This is a genomic window from Bacteroides sp. AF39-11AC, assembly GCF_003474285.1.
Taxonomy (GTDB): Bacteria; Bacteroidota; Bacteroidia; order Bacteroidales; family Bacteroidaceae; genus Bacteroides.
The window spans coordinates 84,298-105,450 of record NZ_QROH01000010.1 but is presented as its reverse complement, the minus strand read 5'-3'; the positions used below and the strand labels follow the sequence as shown (position 1 = coordinate 105,450).

The 21,153-nt window shown below is 43.5% G+C and carries 14 protein-coding genes; 5 read left to right on the top strand and 9 right to left on the bottom strand.

What is annotated here, in order from left to right:
* Window positions 1–138 precede the first annotated feature (138 nt).
* The 3 genes from DW036_RS21135 to DW036_RS21125 form a co-directional block, all read right to left on the bottom strand.
* Window positions 139–1,353, bottom strand: a complete 1,215-nt coding sequence (locus DW036_RS21135) for an SAM-dependent methyltransferase (RefSeq protein ID WP_118466067.1) — start codon at window positions 1,351–1,353, stop codon at window positions 139–141.
* A gap of 27 nt (window positions 1,354–1,380) precedes the next feature.
* A complete protein-coding gene (locus DW036_RS21130; protein WP_118466066.1) occupies window positions 1,381–2,538 on the bottom strand; it encodes a M50 family metallopeptidase in 1,158 nt (385 codons plus the stop codon).
* A gap of 62 nt (window positions 2,539–2,600) precedes the next feature.
* Complete coding sequence (locus DW036_RS21125) at window positions 2,601–3,266, bottom strand: M15 family metallopeptidase (RefSeq protein ID WP_118466065.1); 666 nt, start codon at window positions 3,264–3,266, stop codon at window positions 2,601–2,603.
* A gap of 160 nt (window positions 3,267–3,426) precedes the next feature.
* Between DW036_RS21125 and DW036_RS21120 the strand changes: the two genes are divergently transcribed.
* Entirely contained in the window at window positions 3,427–4,893 is a 1,467-nt protein-coding gene (locus DW036_RS21120; protein WP_118466064.1) for a catalase, read from the top strand.
* 60 nt (window positions 4,894–4,953) lie between these two features.
* Here DW036_RS21120 and DW036_RS21115 read toward each other — a convergent pair whose 3' ends face one another.
* The 4 genes from DW036_RS21115 to DW036_RS21100 all read right to left on the bottom strand — a co-directional run bounded on the left by DW036_RS21115 (window position 4,954) and on the right by DW036_RS21100 (window position 9,856).
* Window positions 4,954–7,551 (bottom strand): glycoside hydrolase family 2 protein, encoded by a 2,598-nt coding sequence (locus DW036_RS21115; protein WP_118466063.1) that lies wholly within the window; start codon window positions 7,549–7,551, stop codon window positions 4,954–4,956.
* A 96-nt stretch (window positions 7,552–7,647) separates the two neighbouring features.
* A complete protein-coding gene (locus DW036_RS21110; RefSeq protein WP_009130245.1) occupies window positions 7,648–8,862 on the bottom strand; it encodes a sodium ion-translocating decarboxylase subunit beta in 1,215 nt (404 codons plus the stop codon).
* 8 nt (window positions 8,863–8,870) lie between these two features.
* Window positions 8,871–9,302 carry a LapA family protein gene (locus DW036_RS21105; protein WP_118466062.1) on the bottom strand — a complete coding sequence of 144 codons (432 nt, stop codon included), beginning with the start codon at window positions 9,300–9,302 and terminating at the stop codon, window positions 8,871–8,873.
* 101 nt (window positions 9,303–9,403) lie between these two features.
* Window positions 9,404–9,856 (bottom strand): hypothetical protein, encoded by a 453-nt coding sequence (locus tag DW036_RS21100; protein WP_118466061.1) that lies wholly within the window; start codon window positions 9,854–9,856, stop codon window positions 9,404–9,406.
* A 144-nt stretch (window positions 9,857–10,000) separates the two neighbouring features.
* Here DW036_RS21100 and DW036_RS21095 point away from each other — a divergent pair, with 144 nt between their 5' ends.
* Window positions 10,001–10,498, top strand: coding sequence for a hypothetical protein (locus tag DW036_RS21095; RefSeq protein WP_118466060.1), 498 nt, complete (start codon window positions 10,001–10,003; stop codon window positions 10,496–10,498).
* Between the two features lie 23 nt (window positions 10,499–10,521).
* Complete coding sequence (locus DW036_RS21090; RefSeq protein WP_118466059.1) at window positions 10,522–12,180, top strand: flotillin family protein; 1,659 nt, start codon at window positions 10,522–10,524, stop codon at window positions 12,178–12,180.
* A gap of 87 nt (window positions 12,181–12,267) precedes the next feature.
* Here DW036_RS21090 and DW036_RS21085 read toward each other — a convergent pair whose 3' ends face one another.
* Window positions 12,268–13,074, bottom strand: coding sequence for a LytTR family DNA-binding domain-containing protein (locus DW036_RS21085; protein ID WP_118466058.1), 807 nt, complete (start codon window positions 13,072–13,074; stop codon window positions 12,268–12,270).
* Window positions 13,075–13,078: 4 nt separating this feature from the next.
* A complete protein-coding gene (locus DW036_RS21080; protein WP_118466057.1) occupies window positions 13,079–13,867 on the bottom strand; it encodes a LiaF domain-containing protein in 789 nt (262 codons plus the stop codon).
* A 271-nt stretch (window positions 13,868–14,138) separates the two neighbouring features.
* Here DW036_RS21080 and DW036_RS21075 point away from each other — a divergent pair, with 271 nt between their 5' ends.
* Together DW036_RS21075 and DW036_RS21070 are read left to right on the top strand one after the other, a co-directional pair.
* Entirely contained in the window at window positions 14,139–18,131 is a 3,993-nt protein-coding gene (locus DW036_RS21075) for a two-component regulator propeller domain-containing protein (RefSeq protein WP_118466056.1), read from the top strand.
* 22 nt (window positions 18,132–18,153) lie between these two features.
* Complete coding sequence (locus tag DW036_RS21070) at window positions 18,154–21,033, top strand: glycoside hydrolase family 2 TIM barrel-domain containing protein (protein ID WP_118466055.1); 2,880 nt, start codon at window positions 18,154–18,156, stop codon at window positions 21,031–21,033.
* Window positions 21,034–21,153 lie beyond the last annotated feature (120 nt).

The following is a 21,153-nucleotide window of genomic DNA, read 5'->3' as shown; positions in this document are numbered from 1 at the left end:
ACAAAAATAGTGAGAAAAGGGGATTCAAGGGAAGAATCGTATTTCAGATAGTTGAGCCTATGTTACAGATTTCCTTCGGATGTTACATCTTGTTTTGCTGAGGTTACATTCAACGAAAAAATGCCTTGTAACAGGCATTTATATCTTCTCACACCGGATCAAGACTTTCTGTTCATTGTTCAAGGTGGTAGCAAATAGATAAACATCTCCGCCTTCGCCTAACTTAATCCGTTTACGAAGTTCCGCTACTGAACTTGGAAAGTTCCGAACTGTGATATTGGCTTTCTTTATATCCCCTAATACGGTTTTTAGTTCTTTCTTATTTAATGTGCACATATCTGTTATCTGGAAACTTCTTCCGGGAAAGTTCTCTATCAGTGCATCGGAAGTATAGAGGTGGCTGTTGGGGTGCAACTTCTTTGTTTTATATCTACAAGCTATATTGCGGAAAGCACCTGCTTTGAGGATAGATGCATTGGGTTCATACAGATATTTATCTAAGGTATCGGTATATTCACTTGGACTTGATAGTTCCTGTTCGCGGGTGAAGGTGAAGAATTGCCCGGTTTTCTCTGTACTTCTTCTATCTTTCGTTTGCAAGTTGATGCAATGAATAGGAATATTTTCTGCGGCAACGGAGTTATGTGCTAAGATAAGTAAGAGTTCCTTGCACTCATTATTTACAGAAATAATATGCGCTTCCTGTACGTGATTTAAATCCTGAATGGCTAAAGACAAGTCGAGCATAGGGGAGAGCTTCACCATGATATGCTGTGCTTTTTCGAGCAGTAGCGATTCCAGTTCAGCTACATTCGGTTCACAGTCGGCAATTGCAACAGTCTTACCGCCATGTCCGTCGCGACGGGCGGGGTCAATGAATATCCAGTCAACGGAAGACATTTCTTGCAGATGCTGGATGGCGTCTTTGTTTTCTATCCGGATATGGTTCAGACCCAGTAGCGGAAAGTTATGCGAAGCAATCTCACAAAGTGCTTCCTGTCGCTCCACATAGGTGACGTGATGGAATTTAAGAGAGAGAAAGGCACAATCTATACCAAAACCTCCGGTTAAGTCAGTCAGTGTACCGGATGAAGCCCCCGGAATGATGGAGGCTTTATATCGTGCCGTAGCTTCAGAGGAACATTGTTCTAAGGATAAGTGGCGGGGATATAGAATACCTTCTTCTGTATACCAGGATGGTATTTTCTCTGCTGCTGACTGTCTGCCTGCTATCTGTGTCAGTGCGACAGGCATATCCACATTGGGATACTTCGGTGCTTGCAGAGCCAGGTTACGTACATCATCCTTACAGTGTTCACGTATAAAACGAAGGGTTTCGTCATTCAGTTCCATAGGCTTTACCGTTTAGAGGTTTTTCACTTACAGCTGTATTTGTGCTTCCCGAAGCATCGTCTCCATGATGTCCAGATCAGAGTTAACTTCACCTTGCAGCAAATATTTGTCCCGCTTACGGACTACCTTTTCATAAATCTCCTTCGCACGCTCCGGCCGGTTCTCCCAATACAAGGCAAGTGCACACAGCAGGCGTTGTTTGGAGGACATCATGGTCTTGTATCGCTGGATGTATCTCTTTGTCCTGTCTGTATAAAGTCGCTCCACTTCTTCTTGTCTTCGTTCACCTATCAGTTCGAGGAACAAGAGTTCGCACTCGATTTCTTTTACGTATAATCCTACAATTTCTTCTTTGTGTTGCTCTATCTCGCTGAAAAGGACCTGTGCTGTCTTGAACTCTTTCCGGTCGACATAGCGCGAGATATAGAGTAACTTTACGGCAACTTGCATGATATTTTTGTAGTCTGTCACTTCATCGTTCGGGAACCATTCGTCCGGCATATCTTTTAGTCTCATGCCTCTCTGAACTTCAGCGTTGACGGCTAATTGAAGGGCCAGATACTTCCGGGTATTCAGGTCGCGGTGCATCAATATCAGGTTGTAGGCATCATTCGTGATGCCCGACATTTTCAATGGGATGCCGTTCATCAGCGCCAGGAAGAAACCGCAGATGAAAGAAAATAGGAGGAATAGATGCAGGGGTAACGGCAGTTCAGGGTACGAAATCCAAAGGATAAGTGCGATGATTCCCGTCAGCAGATTCATCAGTACCCCGCCTGCATTGTACCAGAAGTAAGGCATTTGCTCGTAAGGCTTATCCGGTGGGGAGAGCAGGCATTGTCCGCCTGTGCCGGAGATGGAGAAGCGTTTGAAGCGGAACTTTCCACCTTCTTTTATCAGAGTGAGGCTACCCACACGGAAAGAGACGAACCGATAGCCGGTAACAAGCCCGAAAATCAGATGTCCGCCTTCGTGCAGGATGATTTGTACGAAGACAGCAAGTATGAGGCAGACCAACGACAGGATACAAGAGAGCAATAACCTGCTTAGCTGTACATTCCCCATGTTACCGAAGAATTCACTGAGCGTGGTTTCCGTAAAGAATGTAATGCAAAGCACCACTGCACCGAAGCCGATGCATGCACCGAACAGGGTGGAAAGTATAAGTTTGAGAGCTTGTTTCATAGTTCTATGGATGAAGTTCTTACCCGGTTTGTCTGCACAAATATAAAGGAATATGGGGAACTTTAAGGTATAACCTTGTATTTTTGTTTGGCTTCCTGTCGGCTGCACCAGTTGAAATGCCACCATTCGCTGGATAAAGCGCGAAAGCCTGCGGTGCGCATGACGTTACGCAACAGCAACCGGTTGGCCTGTTCCTGTTTGGTGATTTTTCCACTTTGGACCAGTGCGGCTTCATTGGTGATATGTGCTTCTGGACCGAGGTGGTCTACTTTTGTACCCATTGGCAGGGGGCGGCCCGCTTTATCCAGTATACTGATATCTACTGCCAGGCCGTAGTTATGCAGTCCGCCACCACGGGCGGGGTTGGAGACGTAGATGTACTTGGAGGTGCCTTTCACTACGTTCCACATTTGCTGCTGTACACTCATCGGGCGGGCGGCATCATATACAATGAGGCGATACGCAGGGTGATGTTTCTTCAGCTCTTGTTGTGCTTGCAACAGTCCTTTCATGGCGTCGGGATGCAGATAGGCTTCGTGCAAATCTTCATAGAGGACTTTTCCGGTGAAATTGTCCGCGCGGGTGTACATCAGGTCTATGGCGATGCTACTGTCTGCTTCGGCTATGTTCACCAGTCCGATGCTCTCCAGATATTTTGCAGTTTCGCTTTTCTGGGCGGATGCGGAGATGAACCAGAGGGAAAGTAGAAAATAATATATGTACTTCATACCTTTTTTCTTTGCCTGCAAAGGTACGAATTCCTATTGGATTAGTCGTTTTGTGCGGATACATAGATTTTGTCTATCTGTCCATAGAATTTATCTGTTTGACGTGAACTTAAGAATCCTTACATTTGTTCTATATATTAGTTCTCTAAACAAAAATACCATGGAAAAGAAAAAACTCACATCTGCCAACGGGCGCCCGATCGCCGACAATCAAAACACTCAAACAGCAGGACAACGTGGACCTGTAATGATGCAAGACCCCTGGTTTCTGGAAAAGCTTGCACACTTCGACCGTGAAGTAATCCCTGAAAGACGTATGCATGCCAAAGGTTCCGGCGCATATGGTACGTTCACCGTGACACATGACATTACAAAGTACACCCGTGCTGCTATCTTCAGTGAAGTGGGCAAGAAGACGGAGTGCTTCGTACGTTTCTCCACCGTAGCAGGTGAGAGGGGAGCGGCGGATGCTGAGCGTGATATTCGTGGTTTTGCCATGAAATTCTATACGGAAGAAGGTAACTGGGATTTAGTGGGAAATAATACTCCTGTATTCTTCCTGCGCGATCCGCTGAAATTCCCCGATCTGAACCATGCCGTGAAGCGTGACCCGCGGACCAATCTGCGCAGTCCGAACAATAACTGGGACTTCTGGACCTTGCTACCTGAGGCGTTACATCAGGTGACCATTACTATGAGCCCCCGTGGTATTCCTTATTCTTATCGCCACATGCATGGCTTCGGCAGCCATACTTACAGCTTCTACAATGCTGCCAACGAACGCATTTGGGTGAAGTTCCATCTGCGTACCCTGCAAGGTATCAAGAATCTAAGTGACCAGGAAGCCGAAGCTATTGTTGCCAAGGATCGTGAATCGCACCAGCGTGATTTGTATGAGAGCATCGAAAAGGGTGACTTTCCGAAATGGCAATTCCAGATTCAGCTGATGACGGAAGAACAGGCAGACGAATACCGTATCAATCCATTCGACCTTACGAAGGTATGGCCGCACAAAGATTTTCCGTTGCAGGATGTAGGTATTCTGGAACTGAACCGCAACCCGGAGAATTACTTCGCTGAGGTGGAACAGGCTGCTTTCAATCCACAGAATATTGTGGAAGGTATCGGTTTCTCTCCTGACAAGATGTTGCAGGGAAGACTTTTTTCCTACGGTGATGCACAGCGCTACCGCCTTGGAGTGAATGCCGAACAGATTCCGGTGAATAAACCCCGCTGTCCGTTCCATGCTTATCACCGTGACGGTGCCATGCGTGTAGATGGTAACTATGGCAGTGCCAAGAGTTACGAGCCCAACAGCTACGGCGAATGGCAGGACTCTCCCGAAAAGAAAGAACCGCCTTTGAAAGTTCATGGAGATGTTTATAACTACAACGAACGTGAGTATGATGATGATTATTTCAGCCAGCCGGGCGATCTTTTCCGCCTGATGTCTGCAGAGGATCAGCAACTGACATGCGAAAATACTGCCCGTGCCATGGGTGATGCCGAACTCTTTATTAAGCAACGCCACGTGCGTAATTGTTATCAGGCGGATCCGGCTTACGGTACAGGGGTAGCTAAAGCCTTAGGTATAGACTTAGATGCAGCTTTGAAAGAAACTCGATAACCATAGAAAATATTGAACCCCTCCGGAATAAGCCAATTACTTCGGAGGGGTTTTTCACACTCAATACTCATCACTTAGCGAAACGATCTTTAATTGTTTCTCGAGTACATTCTGCGGTAAACTGGTGTGGATTTTCACTTTTACCGAACTTCTCGGTAGTATGTCAAAGTAGTTATCGCTAAATGAACTGTTCACATCTCCGGTAGCGATGAATACGGCACGAGCAAAGTTATCACTATTGAGTGTCACTTCGAAACCGTCCTCGATTGGCTGTATACTCTTCGTAATCATGGCGTGCGGATAGTTGACTTCTTTTTGTTTTACCAGGAAGTAGTTATTGGCATAGTCGTTCTTCCCTTTATTCGTCGACAAGACAGCATGAATAAAGACATCTTCCTTGCGTGTTCCGTTCAGTGCTTCTTCCAGTGGAACGGAAAAGAGTGTCCGGCTACTGTTAGCATCTATTTTCACATTACGACTATACTGGTTCAGAACTTCACCTGTCAGTTTTATAACATTTACTTCAAGTTTCCCGCTACAGGATTTGAGACGATCGGAAACCACCTGGACTTTCAATATCCCTGATTCATCAGCTATGGGAGATACAAGGATATCCCGGTAAGCCTTGCGGGTAAAGTAATGTTGTGCTTTCCAGCGCCCATAATAGTCGCGGCTTGCCCAGGAGGCTACCGGCCAACAATCGTTATGCTGCCAGAAGAGCGTACCCATGCAATAAGGCATATCCCGGCGGTGCGCTTCGATGGCTGTTTTGATCGCATCGCCTTGCAGCACATGATTCATATAAAGAAAAGCCTCGAAGTCTTTGGGCTTGCGGTATTCGTTCAGCAGATAAGTTTCAATCAGTTCATTGGCATGGGCTCCGCCGCGCTGATGAGACATCATAACTTCCGAGTAGATATTCCAATCTTCCTCACGTGGAGCATAGCGTTTTACCGATTCGAACTCCGGGAAAGACTGGAAGCCATATTCACTGAAGAAACGGCTCCGTTCCTTATTGTACATCTCAATCGGCTTCTTGCCGTGCCATACTTCCCAATAATGTCGGTCACCATTATGGTCGTCACTGCCGCCATCATAGCGGGCAAATGGGGAAGAAGGCCAATAAAAGCTTTCAGGAGCATATTCTTTAACCACTTGGGGAAGGGTGACATTGTATTGGTCGTTGAACTGCTTCCAGATGATCTGTTCGTATTCAGGATTCTGTTTTTTGTATCGTTTCTGCCACCCCCAATTGAACCAGGCATCATTGCATTCGTTGTTGCCGCACCAAAGGGCAACACAGGCATGGTTGCGGAGTCGCTTTACATTGTAAATAGCTTCTTGACGGATATTTTCCAAAAGTTCCCCTTCAGCTGGATAAAGGCTGCATGCAAACATGAAATCTTGCCAGACAAGGATACCGTAGCGGTCGCAAAGTTCATAGAATACATCTTCTTCATAGATACCGCCTCCCCAGATGCGGAGCATATTCATGTGGACATTAGCTGCATCGAGAATAGTCTTTTCATACTGTTCCCGCGTGACACGTGGCAAAAAGTTATCCTGTGGAATGTAATTAGCACCTTTGGCAAAAATAGGAACTCCATTCAGTTCTACATAAAAAGTCTTTCCATCCTTGTCCGGTTGGTTAATAATCTTAAGCGAGCGCAGGCCGACTTTCTTAGTTTGAGTATCAGCTGTACGATTGTCGATGGTGAGGTCTGTGCGGAAATCGTATAGATATTGTTCGCCCAGGCCGTTACTCCACCACAATTTTGGGTTCCGGATGGAGAGAGGCAACGACACCTTGTTCATCCCCTTTTTGAGAGAAACGACTTGTCCGGCCAGGACTTTGCCGGAAGAAGCTTCGGTAATGCTGATAATGGCTTTGTCTATCTCTTTGTCCGCAAGGATTTCTATTTCTCCGAGAATGGTTGCACGGTTTTTGTTCACTTCCTGCTGCCGGATGAAGACGTCATTGAGCCTCGCATCGTCCCACGCCTCTACGTATACCGGGCGCCAGATACCGGAAGTAACCAGGCGCGGCCCCCAGTCCCAACCGTAATGATAGCCTGCTTTTCGGGCAAATACGCCGACTTTCTTATTGAATACCCCGCCGTTTTCAGACTGGTCGTTGCCTGCTTCATATTGGTAGGGGAGAGCATCCCATTTGGGAATATCTACTTTGATGGGAGAATGGAAATAGATTTTCAATATGTTTTCGCCAGATTCCAGATTTGGCTTTATGTTTGTTCTCCATTCGCGAAACATATTGTTGGCTTCCAGTATCTTCTTATCGTTCAGGTATACGTCTGCATACGTATCCAGTCCTTTGAAGACGAGTTCGATGTTTTGTTTTTCCATCATTTCAGGAGTGAGCCGGAAAGTAGTCTGGTAAATCCAGTCTTCCTTGTCAATCCATTGCATGCTGCGTTCATTGAGGCGGAAGAAAGGATCTTCGATAATTTTGTTGTCCATCAGGTCGGTATGTACTACACCGGGCACGGTGGCAGGATACCAGTTGTTGAGTCTGGCTTGTTTAAACTTCCAATCCTCGTTCAGCTCTTTTCGGAGGGGGACGGCTATGAGGAGGGCACTACACAAGAGTGATGAGGTCAGCAAAGACGCTCGCTTCAGGTTTAAATTCGGCTTTTTCATATGTATAAGATATTTCTCAGCCCAAAGATAATAATAATAGGCGCGAAATCTGCAGATTCCGCGCCTAAATCAATGTACCTTTACTTTATAATTATCTTAGAGATATGGAATGATCGTGATATAAATACCCGTAATAATAGCCGAAGTGATGACCCCGGAGATATTTGCCCCCAAGGCATCCCCCAGAATGAACGAGTCAGGATTATCCTTACTAACCAGCTTTTGAGCTACCTTTGCTGTAGTCGGTACACAACTGACAGCTGCAATGCCGATTACCGGATTATAATTTCCTTTCTTAATGAAGTACATGATGTATCCTCCCATAATGCCGCCGATACCTGAAAGCAACAGTGCCACTATGCCCAATACCAGCAATTTCAGAATCTTCGGGTCGAGCAGTAAATGTGCATCACAGAGCACGCCCAGCAATACGCCCAACATAAATGTAGAGCCATAAAGCAGCGGGCCGCTAACGAAATCATAAATATGCTTCATGCCCGATTCACGTACGGCAACTCCCAGGAAGAGAGAGAAGAACAACGGCGAAGCCACCGGGAACAAGAAGCACAACACTGCACACAGCACAGCCGAGAATGCCAGTTTCACCTTGGCATCGTAGTTTTTGGGTGCTTTCTTCGAAGTCATCTTGATGGCACGCAGACGTTTTGGAACCAGTAACTTCACCAGATACGGGTAACCGCCATACGTTAGTCCCAGATACAGATAAGCCACTACTGTGATAGGTACAAATAAATGTTTGGCCAGAGCCAGTGATGTGAATAGAACCATAGGACCATCTGCACCTCCTACCATAGCTACAGAAGCACTTTCTTGCAATGTCAGTCCAAGGGCGGAAGCTACGGGGATAGTCAGGAAAGTACCCAATTCGGCACATAAAGCCAGGAAAAGGCTGACGAAAGGCTTTTGTAGCAGAAAGCCTACATCCAACAAAGTGCCTATGCCCATAAATACAAAGCAGGCTATCAATCCGTTACTGAAGGTGAGTGTATAGACAGGTTGCAAAAAGTCTATCTGCATCGTATTCATCAGGTCGTCCGTATCCGAAAGCATCGGATCGAGAAAGAGGTTGCCTAATGTGCCGTCTGGCATGAAAAGTGTTCCACAATTAATGGCAACCATACCCAGCCCCATCGGAATCATTACCATAGGCTCAAGTACTCCTTTCCAGCCCAGATATATGAGTAACAAACCTAAAAGGATTAAAAATACACGGGCTGATGCAAGCAGGTAGCCACTTTCCATCATTGTTCCAAAACCTTGGAATAGGGTCGCGAAATCTATATTTTCCATACTATTTCTTATTTGGTCTTACCGGTAGATTTTCCGGACTGTTTCTTATGATATAACATCTCTTCTTGTTGCTTCAGATACATCATGTGCGTATCTTCGGGGTAGTAGTAATCCATCAGGTTAGCGTTGGAAACTCCGGCGCTTACTCCATGGTAATATCCGCGATAATCGGAAAGTTCACGGTTGACTCCGCGGCTAAACTCTTCGCGTTTATCGTTGTAGAGTTCATTTTCTTCTATAGGGATATCCCGTATCATGAGTTCCACCTTCTGGCGCAACTTGCGCAGGCGTCGCAGGCGAAGCAGTTCTTTCTGGTGTGAACTGTAAAAGTCGAATGAGTCGGCAGCAACGGCAATCATTTTGATAATGAAAGCCACGAAGAAGCCGATCACGAACGTGAGCCCCATCATTTCGAGGGTGGCTATTAATAAATCGAGCATAGTAATTACATTAATTTAGATGTGAATAAACAATAGGTTGACCAAAGACATGCCAACGGCATACCTCCGGTAAAAGGGGGAGTAACAAGTAGAGTGGTGGTTTAAATCAGAATATGCTTCAACTCGTAGACGTAATATCCATAAGAATAACGGATGGCGCTGGGAGTGAAAGAGAGGCTGGCATTTTGTTCCACCGGTAAATGGGTGGAGAATATACGTTGCATCTGTCCTACAGACGGATGGATCTTAAGTTTCAGTAATTTCGATGGAGCATTAGCTTGATTATAAAAGTTCTCCTGAAAGAGGATACCGTTGATTTTACGTTCATTGTTTTCATCATTAAAGAACGGACGGTGAACGATGGTTGAGTAACAATCTGCTGACATTGAAATGAAACATCCTGTTTGTGTAGGGGTGACGGAAGTATCTGTCGAGGCTTCGGTAATCATCCGAAGTGCCGGCTGTTCCTCTTGCAGAATGACAGACATTCCTAATGAGAGGCACATAAACAGAAATATGTAGTGCAGATGTTTCATCATAGCGTCCGCAAACATAACAAATATCTTTGTGTAATGTTGCTTTCCTCCTCAAGAAAATTTTGTTAAATAGAGAACGGTTTCTTTGTGCATGTTCTGCAAATGTGTATATTTGAAATAATATATCTAAATATATTGTAAACCACAATAATTCAAATTCCTATGAGCAGTAATATATTTCTGATTATCGCCGTGGTCACAACTGGTATTTTTGTGATACAGTTCATTCTTTCCATTTTCTTCGGAGACATTGATGCGGATACAGACGTGGATGCCGACATTAGCAGCGTGGTGTCTTTTAAGGGACTGACACATTTCGGTATCGGTTTTGGATGGTACATGTATCTGATTGGAAATACTGACATTCAGAGTTATTCTATTGCTATTTTGATTGGTCTGTTTTTCGTATTTGCGGTATGGTTTCTCTATAAGAAAGCCTATCAGTTGCAGCAAGTGAATAAGACGGAAAAGACGGAACAGCTTGTAGGGCGCGAATGTACCATCTACTTTAAACAGGGAGGCAGCCGGTTTACCGTACAAGTAAGTCGCGACGGAGCCATGCGAGAGGTTGATGTGGTATCTGAAATGGACATAATGTATCAGACCGGTGATAAAACCATAATTACGGGCTACGAGGACGGAACATTGTATATTCGGTAAACAAAACTCAAAAACATAGATTTATGACACAAGAAATGATGATTATGGCCGCCATACTCGTGGCGGTTATCTTACTTACCTTCATTGGTATTCTTTCCCGCTACCGGAAATGTAAAAGTGACGAAGTACTGGTAGTATATGGTAAAACGGGCGGTGATAAGAAGTCAGCCAAGTTGTATCATGGTGGTGCTGCATTTGTGTGGCCGATAATCCAGGGGTATGAATTCCTGTCCATGAAACCGATGCAGATAGACTGTAAGCTGACAGGTGCACTGTCTGCCCAGAATATCCGTGTGGATGTACCGACTACGATTACGGTGGCTATCAGTACCGATCATGAGGTTATGCAGAATGCTGCCGAACGTATGCTGGGACTGACGATTGATGATAAGCAGAATTTGATAACGGATGTTGTGTACGGACAGATGCGTCTGGTGATTGCTGATATGACGATTGAAGAACTGAACTCCGACCGCGATAAATTCCTTTCTAAAGTAAAGGATAACATCGATACGGAACTCCGCAAGTTCGGTTTATATCTGATGAACATCAACATCAGCGATATCCGTGATGCTGCCAATTATATTGTCAACTTAGGTAAGGAAGCTGAAAGTAAGGCACTGAATGAGGCTCAGGCAAACATTGAGGAACAGGAGAAACTGGGTGCCATCAAAATTGCCAATCAAATAAAGGAACGTGAGACGAAAGTTGCCGAAACACGTAAAGACCAAGATATTGCCATTGCCGAGACTAAAAAATTGCAGGAAATCTCTGTGGCTAATGCTGATAAGGATAGAATCTCGCAGGTAGCTATTGCCAACGCTGAAAAAGAGTCGCAGGTGGCAAAGGCTGAAGCTGAAAAAAATATCAGGATTGAGCAGGCTAATACGGAAAAGGAAAGCCGTATTGCCGAACTGAATTCTGACATGGAGATTAAGCAGGCGGAAGCGGGAAAGAAAGCTGCCATCGGACGAAATGAGGCTCAGAAAGCCGTGGCACAATCTGATGCCGAACTGGCTGTAACGCGTGCCAATGCCGACAAACAGGCCGGTGAAGCTGAAGCACGTTCGGAAGCTGCCGTACAGGCTGCCCGCGAAATAGCTCAAAAAGAAGTGGAAGAGGCTAAAGCCCGTAAAGTGGAATCTTCTTTGAAGGCTGAAAAGATTGTACCTGCTGAAGTTGCAAAGCAAGAAGCCATTCTTCAGGCTGATGCTGTTGCCGAAAAGATTACCCGTGAGGCCGAAGCTCGTGCAAAAGCAACTCTGGCACAGGCTGAGGCTGAAGCAAGAGCCATCCAGATGAAGTTGGAAGCTGAGGCTGAAGGTAAGAAGAAATCATTGCTTGCTGAAGCTGAAGGTTTCGAGGCTATGGTACGTGCAGCAGAATCTAATCCGGCTATCGCTATCCAGTATAAGATGGTAGATCAATGGAAGGAAATTGCCGGAGAACAGGTGAAAGCATTCGAACACATGAATTTAGGAAACATTACTGTATTCGATGGTGGAAACGGAGGTACAAGCAACTTCCTGAGTTCGCTGGTGAAGACGGTTGCTCCGAGCCTCGGTGTACTGGACAAACTGCCTATTGGCGAGACCGTAAAGGGAATCATTCACCCGGAAGGAAAGGAAGATAAGCAGGAAACCCAAAAGGATGAACCAAAGAAAGACGATAAGAAGAAATAATCAGATAACCTTATCTGCTAAAAAAGAAGCGAAGAATCCACAATGGGGCGGATTCTTTGCTTTTGTTTTATAGAATAGTTTAGGTCTTTATATTCCCAGTCGTTCTTTCAATAGCCGGTAGCCCGTCAGGCTAACCCTTAACTTGGTTCCGTTTTTCAATAACACCTGGTAAGTTTCTTTTCCGAATAGTTCTACCCGGGATATTTGTGTCACATTTACAATGGTGGAACGATGGATACGTACAAAGTTGTCACTTGGCAAATGTCCTTCAAAATACTTCATAGTTTGTTCTTTGATGTACTCTCCTGTGGGGGTGATCAGGGTCGTATAATCTCCACACGCTTGGATATATAGCAATTCATCTACTTTGATGATATGTATTCGTGGTCCGTCTTTTACAGTAATGCGATCAATGGTTTCCTCTTGTTCTTTCTGTTTTTCTTCTTTTACGGCTTGCGGTACAATGAATTCATCTTCTTGTGCTTCCGGAACTTTCACTACTATCAGGTGATACCACAATATAATCGCTATCCATGTCGGTATGCCGAACAAAAGCCTGAAAGGTATGGTAGAGGCAAAAGAGATATAAGGTATTCCTGCAATTCTTACCATAATGTCGCAGACCATGAAGCTACCCGCAATCCAGAGCAATATTCCTGATACAACCGTAATGACATTTGTCTGAAGAATGGATACTTGGCCTACTACAAACCAAGCCAGATATACCAGTGCCGCAAGCCATCCGATTGTTGTGATTCCGTCGATGATGGCAGGTAGCCAGTCAGTTCCGGTATATCCCCACAACAGAGTTGCCTGGATGATTGCCAGAACCAATGCAAGCACAAGCATCGGAAACCAACGATAAGGATAATCTATAATTGGATGTGCTCTCATAGGATTAGTCTTTAATCTCTAATCCACCAAAGGAAATATTTCCACGGATTATGAGTGTGCTTTCTTTATTAATATTCGCTCCCTGCCAACGCTTATCTTCGCATCCGCCGGCAAAAGCATTGCATTGAGGTACAACGTTCCAGTCTGAAGGAATGTACAACTCTATTCCACTACAAGTACAGTCGATATCGATATAAGTTTCTCCCGGTGCAAGATGCGTGTGGCGCAGGTCAATGACAGTCCCTCCGAATGAAGCCCGGATACTGGCTCCTTTAAACAATTCATCCAATACGACATGGCGTACAGAACCAAAAGCATTGTCGGAACGCAGATAACCGTTTTCCGATTCGCATTGTTGCTCATTGTTTTCCATATTTATGTGCATATGTCCACCTCTTCTTTTAGTCCAGTCCTGATAACGGCCACTCATATGGCTTTTCATCCAGCGTTCCCTACGGCGGGATTTTACAAAGAACAGGATACCTGCCACAATCAGTGCAACAGGCCAGACAATGGTTTGTGAGTTCTCCGGTAGCCACGATAATCCTCCAACTAAGAAATAGATGCCTATCAGGGTGAGGATAGAACCGCTCAGGTAATGGCGGCGTGTCATCGTATAGATACCTAATACAATAAGAAGACTATGCCAAGATACCACTATGCTAAATAAGTCATACGTAATCCAACCTACGTTACGAGCAAACAGTAATATTCCGGAGATGATGAAGAGCGAAGCTATCAGTGCTTTGCCCGATAAGCCTGCATGAGACGGGAAGTTTTGTTTCTTTTCCATTATTTCTATTGTTATTGATTCATGGTTCAAAGGTAAGCGAATTATTCATCCCTGTATAGCCCTTTCGGGTGATTTCCGGTAGAAAAGCCGATAAGTTCCGGGTATGAATCGGTGAATTCGGAGGGCTTTCGTACGATAACGACATAGATTTGTCCTATTTTTATATAGGTCGTACATAGATTCCGCTATTTTTGTTTCTATAAAAACAGGAACCTTATAACTGAAGTGTACGATGATGAAAAAGACTCTCTTATCAATAATAGTGTTGCAGATGCTGTTGCTGCTCTCATTTTTGACTCCCGGATTGTTGTTCGCACAGGATATCCATTTCCAAACATTCGGAGTAGAAAATGGCATCTCACAACCAACAGTTACATCTATTTATCAGGATGAATTCGGAATTATCTGGATAGGGACTAAAGATGGTTTGAACCGTTATAACGGTACCGATTTTTATATATTCCGTCCGATTGAGAACGATAAGCATAGTCTTTATAATAATAATATAGGTACGATTTGTGGTGATAAGGATGGGCATATTTATATTCGTTGCAAGTATGCCGTAGTTGAATATGATATTAAGAAGAATATTTTTCATACGATTCGCGATAATAACATTCAGGCCATTAGTTACGGTAACTCTCGGCTGTGGGCATGTACCAGGGATTCTTTATTCACCTATAACCATGCGGAAGATAGGTTGGAATATTATTATCACTTGGAGGATGTACGCATGTCCTGTGTGACCGAAGACCATGAAGGAAATCTATATGTAGGAACCATGAATAATGGCTTGTACATGCTGGACAGTAATAAGAAATGGCTTAATTATCTTCCAACAAAGGATATAACCTGTATTTATGAAGACTCCAAAAAGAATATTTGGGTAGGTACCAAAGATGACGGGCTTTTCCGACTGGACAGGAACGGTGGAAAAACAAACTATGTGCATGCACCTTATAAGAATGGACTTTCCAGCAATTACGTCCGTTGTGTGGTCGAAGATAACTTAGGTAACTATTGGGTGGGGACTTTTAAAGGTTTGGATAGATTGGATGTCACTACCAATATTTTCACCAATTACAGCGAAGATAATAAACCCTATAGCTTGAGTAATTCTTCCATCATCTGTATGATGAAGGATCAGCAAGGAACTTTCTGGATTGGCACTTATTATGGCGGGGTTAATCTGTTTAATCCGGACTATGAGATTTATACCTATTATTATTCCGATGAATCTCAGCAAGGAAAGCTGACCTCTCCTTTTGCCGGACGAATGAAAGAAGACTCTAAAGGAAATATCTGGATTGCAACGGAAGGTGGTGGAGTGAACTATCTCGATCGAAAAACAAGAAGCTTCGCAGAGTTTAAGTATGATATAAATAAGAACTCTCTTGCATCCAATACGGTACAATCCCTGCATTTAGATGAAGATAACCAGATTCTGTGGATAGGTACACTACGGGGAGGACTGGATAAGCTGGATTTGAAAACGCATCGATTTACCAACTACAGGCATATTCCCGGGAAAGAGAATTCATTGATTAACGATATAGTTCGCAAAATTATTCCGTATAAAGGGAATCTTTTGCTGGCAACCCATAACGGAATAGGTTCATTCAATCCTCAAACAGGAGAATGCACAAAGCTACTGAAAGATAGTAGACTCAATAACAGACAGATCATTGATATGCTTCTTGACAGGAACAATAATTTATGGTTCTCCTATTCATTGGGACTGGTTAAATATAATCTTGAAACCCGGAAACAAGATGAGTATTTCGTTCCTAATAGTTCGAAGCGGGTTATAGGCAGTAATCTGATAAATGTACTTTTTGAAGATAAGAAAGGTAATATCTGGGCGGGTTCTTCGGGAGATGGTATATTCCTGTATGAGCCGGATATCAATTCATTCAAACCGTTTAACTCACACAATTCGGACCTGATCAATGATTATATCCTCGATATAAAAGAGTCTTTGTCCGGCTATCTCCTGATAGCCAGTAATCAAGGCTTTTCACGTTTTGATATGGAGAACCAGCGCTTTTATAACTATAATAAACAGAATGGTTTTCCGATGACGGCATTGAACCCTTACGGATTGTTTGTGGCCAGCGATAATGAGATATTTCTTTCCGGTCCCAAGATGATGATATCTTTCTTTGAAAAAGAATTGAATTCTTATGTAAAGCCCTATCAGCTTAACTTTATCTCATTGGAAGTGAATAACCAGGTTATATTGCCAAATGATGACTCCAATATTCTCTCTGAGTCTATTTTGTATCAGCCACAAATTACGCTGAATCATAATCATTCCATCATCACTATAAATTTCTCGTTATCCAATTATGTATCGGTACTGAGAAACCGGATTTACTATAAATTGGAGGGATTTGATAAAGACTGGATGAGTGCAGGTTATCGTAAAGGCATTACTTACACCAACCTGAATCCGGGTAAGTATAAGCTAAAGATAAAGAGCTCTGAGGAATATTCCGGTAAGGAAAGTATCTTTAAGGAAATCGATATTGTGGTGAAGCCACCTTTTTACAAATCGGCCTGGGCATATTGTATTTACGTTATTATTGTGATTGTATCTGTCTATATAGTGGTTAGTTTCTATTCTTCCAAATTAAAGTTGCGGGCTTCACTTGAATACGAGAAGAAAGAGAAGAAACAGATAGAAGAACTGAACCAGTCCAAACTTCGTTTCTTTACCAATATTTCACATGAATTCCGTACTCCGCTCACATTGATTGTGAGCCAGTTGGAGATGCTGATGGAAAGGAATGATATTCAGCCGTTAGTGTACAATAAACTGGTGAATATCCATCGAAATACATTACGTATGAAGCGCCTGATAACCGAGCTTCTTGATTTCAGGAAACAAGAACAGGGTTTCGAAAAGTTCAAATACAGCAAGCAGGATATTTATGCGTTCTTGGATGAAATCTATCTGTCTTTCAAAGAGTATGCACGGGGTAAACAGATTAATCTTGAATTTCTTAATAAGGATAGGAATCTGGAAGTCTGGTTTGATGTGGTACAGCTTGAAAAGGTGATTTATAACTTGCTGTCCAATGCTTTCAAATATACATCTCTGGGTGGTACAGTCTCCTTATCAGTACAGGAATATGAAAATAGTGTAGTTATTCTTATTTCAGATACGGGTATCGGTATTGCCGAAAAGAGTCTGGATAAGATATTCGATCGTTTTTATCAGGTCGACAGCACAGACAACCAGAAAGGTACGGGTATAGGATTGGCACTTGCTAAAAGTATAATTGAAGCCCATAAAGGCAAAATCAGTGTGCGGAGCATGGAAGGAAAGGGAACCACTTTTGTGGTTGAATTGCCTTTGGGCGATAGTCACATTGCCGATTCACAAAAAGTGGCAACTCCCGATATCGATTCATCATGCATTTCAGAATTGACCATGTATGGTGACAAGGCATTGACTGATGTGATGGACGATGAGAATCCCGCTAATGAATCGGAAAATACAAAGAGCAAAATCTTGATTGTTGAAGACAATGAAGAACTCAGAGGCTTACTGGTCCGTCTGTTCTCCAAAGTATATTCCGTTTGCGAAGCGCAGGATGGTGAAGAAGGACTGGAAAAAACAAAAGAAATGCAGCCCGATATTGTATTGAGCGATATCATGATGCCCAAGATGTCCGGTATAGAAATGTGCAGGAAGATAAAGAGTAATTTTGAAACATCCCATATCCCAGTGATATTACTGACGGCCCAGACAGCTGAAGAATATACAATGCAAGGGTTAAAAACGGGTGCAGATGACTATGTGACTAAACCTTTTAATGTGAAACATTTGTTTATGCGTTGTAACAATCTGGTAAACAGCAGAAAGCTGTTACAGAAAAAATATGCAAAACAAATGGATAACAATGTGGATATACTGGCAACAAATAGCGCAGACCATCAGTTCATGGAACAATGTGTAGCGTGTATTGAACAGAATCTGGATAATCCGGATTTTGACGTGAATATGTTTGCCCAGGCCATGAATACCGGCCGTACCAAACTCTTCCTGAAGATTAAGGGTATCACAGGGCAGACGCCCAATGACTTCATTCTGAATATCAGATTGAAGAAGGCGCAGATGCTACTGAAACAGATGGATACGAAGACTGTTTCGGAGATAGCATATGAAGTTGGCTTTAACTCCCCAAGCTATTTCATAAAACGTTTCAGGGAGTTGTTCGGGGTGACTCCCGCCCAATATCAGAAAGGAGAAGAATAAGTTTACTATTATAATTGATACTATGAAAACAAGATTATTGTGTGCTTTATGTGCATTCTTTCCGTTGTCTCTGTTGGCGGCAAAGGTTCATAAGGTAACTCCTGTCACTACCGATAAGGATATCAGGATTGAAGTAATGTTGTCTGCTGAGGCGAACGAAAGTTTATCCCTTGATGCTGTAATTACGCATGCCCGGAATAAGGTGATATTGTGCAACCATTCCGGAGAATTTTATTTTAAGAATAAAGTGGATACAACGGTGGTCTGGAAAATAGACCAATTGACTCCTGAATTATGGAGTCCTGTTAATCCTGCACTTTATGACTTGGAAATAAAGGCTGGTACTGAAACTTTTCATAAGCGGATTGGGTTCAGAAAGTTCGAGATGCGGGGTGGTGTATTTTATTTGAATGATAAACCTGTCTATCTGCGGGGGAATGCCATTAATCCGCCTGAGCGGGGAATACCCGAACAACTGGAAAGAAGCAAAGACTTTGCACGTGATTATGTTCGCTTTATGAAGAGCCTGAACATAAATATCATCCGTATTCCCGATGACCAGAATTGGATGGATGTGTGCGATGAAGAAGGTATGATGATATTTGCAGGTCGGTATGGTCGTCCCAAACATGCAACCAAGACTGCACCACCGACAGACTTTGACCTGTCACTCAGAACCTATAAGGAAATTGATCTGGGACCGTTCACTCCCCATCCTTCCGTAGTCATCTATATTTTATCCAATGAAATGCCTTATGAAGGTAAAACGGGCGATCTGTATCGGGAGTTCCTGACAAAGATGTGTCGTGAACTCAAGAAATGGGATGATACCAGATTGTATATAGGCAATACCGGTTATGGGCTGGGACATTCGGGCGATATCTATGATGTACATAGGTATTGGGGATGGTATTATAATACTTTCCTTACTTATCTCAATATGCGTGATAAGGCGATGTGGCAAAATCCGGGAAGAGTACAACCGATTACTTTTACCGAATGTGTAGGAAACTATACAGGAATAGACGGGCGTTTTAACCTCTGCTCCAGAACCAAACAACCGGGTTCGCAGAAGTGTTGGACAGGACATCTGCCCGATGATGAACAAGCCGGAGCAGCTATGACCTATCAGGCTTTTGTACTGAAGAATGCAACGGAATTATTCCGTCGGTTGAGAAGTCAAAACAGCTGCCTGGCAGGTACGATGCCTTTTACAATTATATTTCATAACTGGGATGGAGTAAAATCCTTTGCCGAGATGAAACCGAAACCTGTAGCCTGGCAATACCAGATCAGTTATCAGCCTGTATTGCTGAGTTGGGAGAATTGGCAATCGCAGATTTATGCAGGGAGTAAGCTTGCGGTGGTAGCCCATGTCGTCAATGACGATGATTATGGCAATGATTTGGATGAAGTTCATTTGCAGTGGTGGATTGAAAAGGAAGGTGAGAAAGTATTGGAGGGAGAGGTCGATCTTCCATCTGTTCCCTATTATGGCACTTGTAAAAGGCCTTTGTCGATAGATATTCCTAAGAATCTGCCTTCGGGAGACTATATGCTGAAAGGTGAGATTTGGTCGAAAGGCAGTAAGGTGTCCTATAATGAGAGTGAACTGTTCATAGCCGGAAAAGACTGGCGGGGTACAGAGGTGATAAAGAAAACCATTTATGTGTACGATTCTTCGGCAGGAGAGCAAACCTTGAGCTGTTTGCAGAAACTCGGTTACCCTGTAAAAGCGGTACGTATGGTTAAGGAATTGCCCCGGAACTCTACCTTAATTCTGGCTAAGAATTCATGGGATGATTCACTGAATAATCAGTCAGAGCAGTTGAAAGAATATGTAAGTAAGGGTGGGCGCATTATTTGCCTGCAACAGGATGCTGCAACATTCAATCAATCGTGGCTGCCAACTTCCGTAGAGTTTCTGAAAGACAGCAATAATGATCCGGTTTATCTTTCACCGTCTCTGGCGTATGCAGATGGTATGAATATCAATCTCGAACGTCCGTATCATCCGGTTTTTAACGGATTAACCCCTAAGCAGTTCCGCCTTTGGTCCGACTATACCTCCTATGATGAATCGAAGAAAGGTTTTCCTGCCATTTATCCGGTGGACAAAGGATATGATCTTCGTGAATCCGGGATGGAGAATGTAGCCGTCCTTGCCAACTATAGCCGTGCTTTGGCAGCGACAGCCTTGTCGGAGATGTTTATGGGTAAAGGCTCCATACTGTTGTCTGGTTTCGACTTGATTAATCATTGCGGAGTAGACCCCGTAGCTGATAAACTCCTTTTCAATATGCTTCGTTATATGTCTGTCGACAAGCAGCATGAACCGTATGTGGAAATGACTGACTCAATTATCTGGGGAGACTATGCTTCCGAACGGGGAATCGTGAACGCATCTTGTAATGGTCTGATGGTAAACACTGTTCCTATCATTCCAAAAGGACAGGAACATGACCCCAGATATGAAGTGAAGATTGATGAATATGGTTACCAGTATGCCGGTGCTTATGGTGGGTGGAATTCAAAACCGGGTGTGCAATATGTACCTTATGGAAGAAGACCTATGGCTCCATTCACTTTTTCAAAAGGAGGAAGCCCGTTGATCGGTAAATCATCTACCAGCGGCGAAGGATATTTCTACATGACATTGTCCGGGAAGAAGAAAACCATGATTACCATATTGGAGAATCCTGTGGACGAACCTCTTAACATCAGCATCACCGTCAATGACACAACAACAAGGAACTATGTGCTTCAACCCAAGCAACAGTTAAGTGTCGAAACAGATATCTCGCATATAAAGAATACAATGAAAGTTTCTCTGAAAGGAGATCGCCGGGTGATATTACTGAAAACAATATTAAGTACAGAGCGTCCGGATCATACGGAATAAGATTTCTGATAGTTGCCAATATTGTACACGGCTGTACAAAGTTGCTTCATAAAAGAACGATTGTTATATGTCTTCACTCGGTAAACGGACATCTTTGCAGAGTCATTTTAAAACCGAATT

Excerpts from the sequence above, each read along its gene's own strand:
- DW036_RS21135 (WP_118466067.1), bottom strand. The coding sequence starts at position 1,353 with ATGGAACTGAATGACGAAACCCTTCGTTTTATACGTGAACACTGTAAG.
- DW036_RS21130 (WP_118466066.1), bottom strand. The coding sequence starts at position 2,538 with ATGAAACAAGCTCTCAAACTTATACTTTCCACCCTGTTCGGTGCATGC.
- DW036_RS21125 (WP_118466065.1), bottom strand. The coding sequence starts at position 3,266 with ATGAAGTACATATATTATTTTCTACTTTCCCTCTGGTTCATCTCCGCA.
- DW036_RS21120 (WP_118466064.1), top strand. The coding sequence starts at position 3,427 with ATGGAAAAGAAAAAACTCACATCTGCCAACGGGCGCCCGATCGCCGAC.
- DW036_RS21115 (WP_118466063.1), bottom strand. The coding sequence starts at position 7,551 with ATGAAAAAGCCGAATTTAAACCTGAAGCGAGCGTCTTTGCTGACCTCA.
- DW036_RS21110 (WP_009130245.1), bottom strand. The coding sequence starts at position 8,862 with ATGGAAAATATAGATTTCGCGACCCTATTCCAAGGTTTTGGAACAATG.
- DW036_RS21105 (WP_118466062.1), bottom strand. The coding sequence starts at position 9,302 with ATGCTCGATTTATTAATAGCCACCCTCGAAATGATGGGGCTCACGTTC.
- DW036_RS21100 (WP_118466061.1), bottom strand. The coding sequence starts at position 9,856 with ATGTTTGCGGACGCTATGATGAAACATCTGCACTACATATTTCTGTTT.
- DW036_RS21095 (WP_118466060.1), top strand. The coding sequence starts at position 10,001 with ATGAGCAGTAATATATTTCTGATTATCGCCGTGGTCACAACTGGTATT.
- DW036_RS21090 (WP_118466059.1), top strand. The coding sequence starts at position 10,522 with ATGACACAAGAAATGATGATTATGGCCGCCATACTCGTGGCGGTTATC.
- DW036_RS21085 (WP_118466058.1), bottom strand. The coding sequence starts at position 13,074 with ATGAGAGCACATCCAATTATAGATTATCCTTATCGTTGGTTTCCGATG.
- DW036_RS21080 (WP_118466057.1), bottom strand. The coding sequence starts at position 13,867 with ATGGAAAAGAAACAAAACTTCCCGTCTCATGCAGGCTTATCGGGCAAA.
- DW036_RS21075 (WP_118466056.1), top strand. The coding sequence starts at position 14,139 with ATGCTGTTGCTGCTCTCATTTTTGACTCCCGGATTGTTGTTCGCACAG.
- DW036_RS21070 (WP_118466055.1), top strand. The coding sequence starts at position 18,154 with ATGAAAACAAGATTATTGTGTGCTTTATGTGCATTCTTTCCGTTGTCT.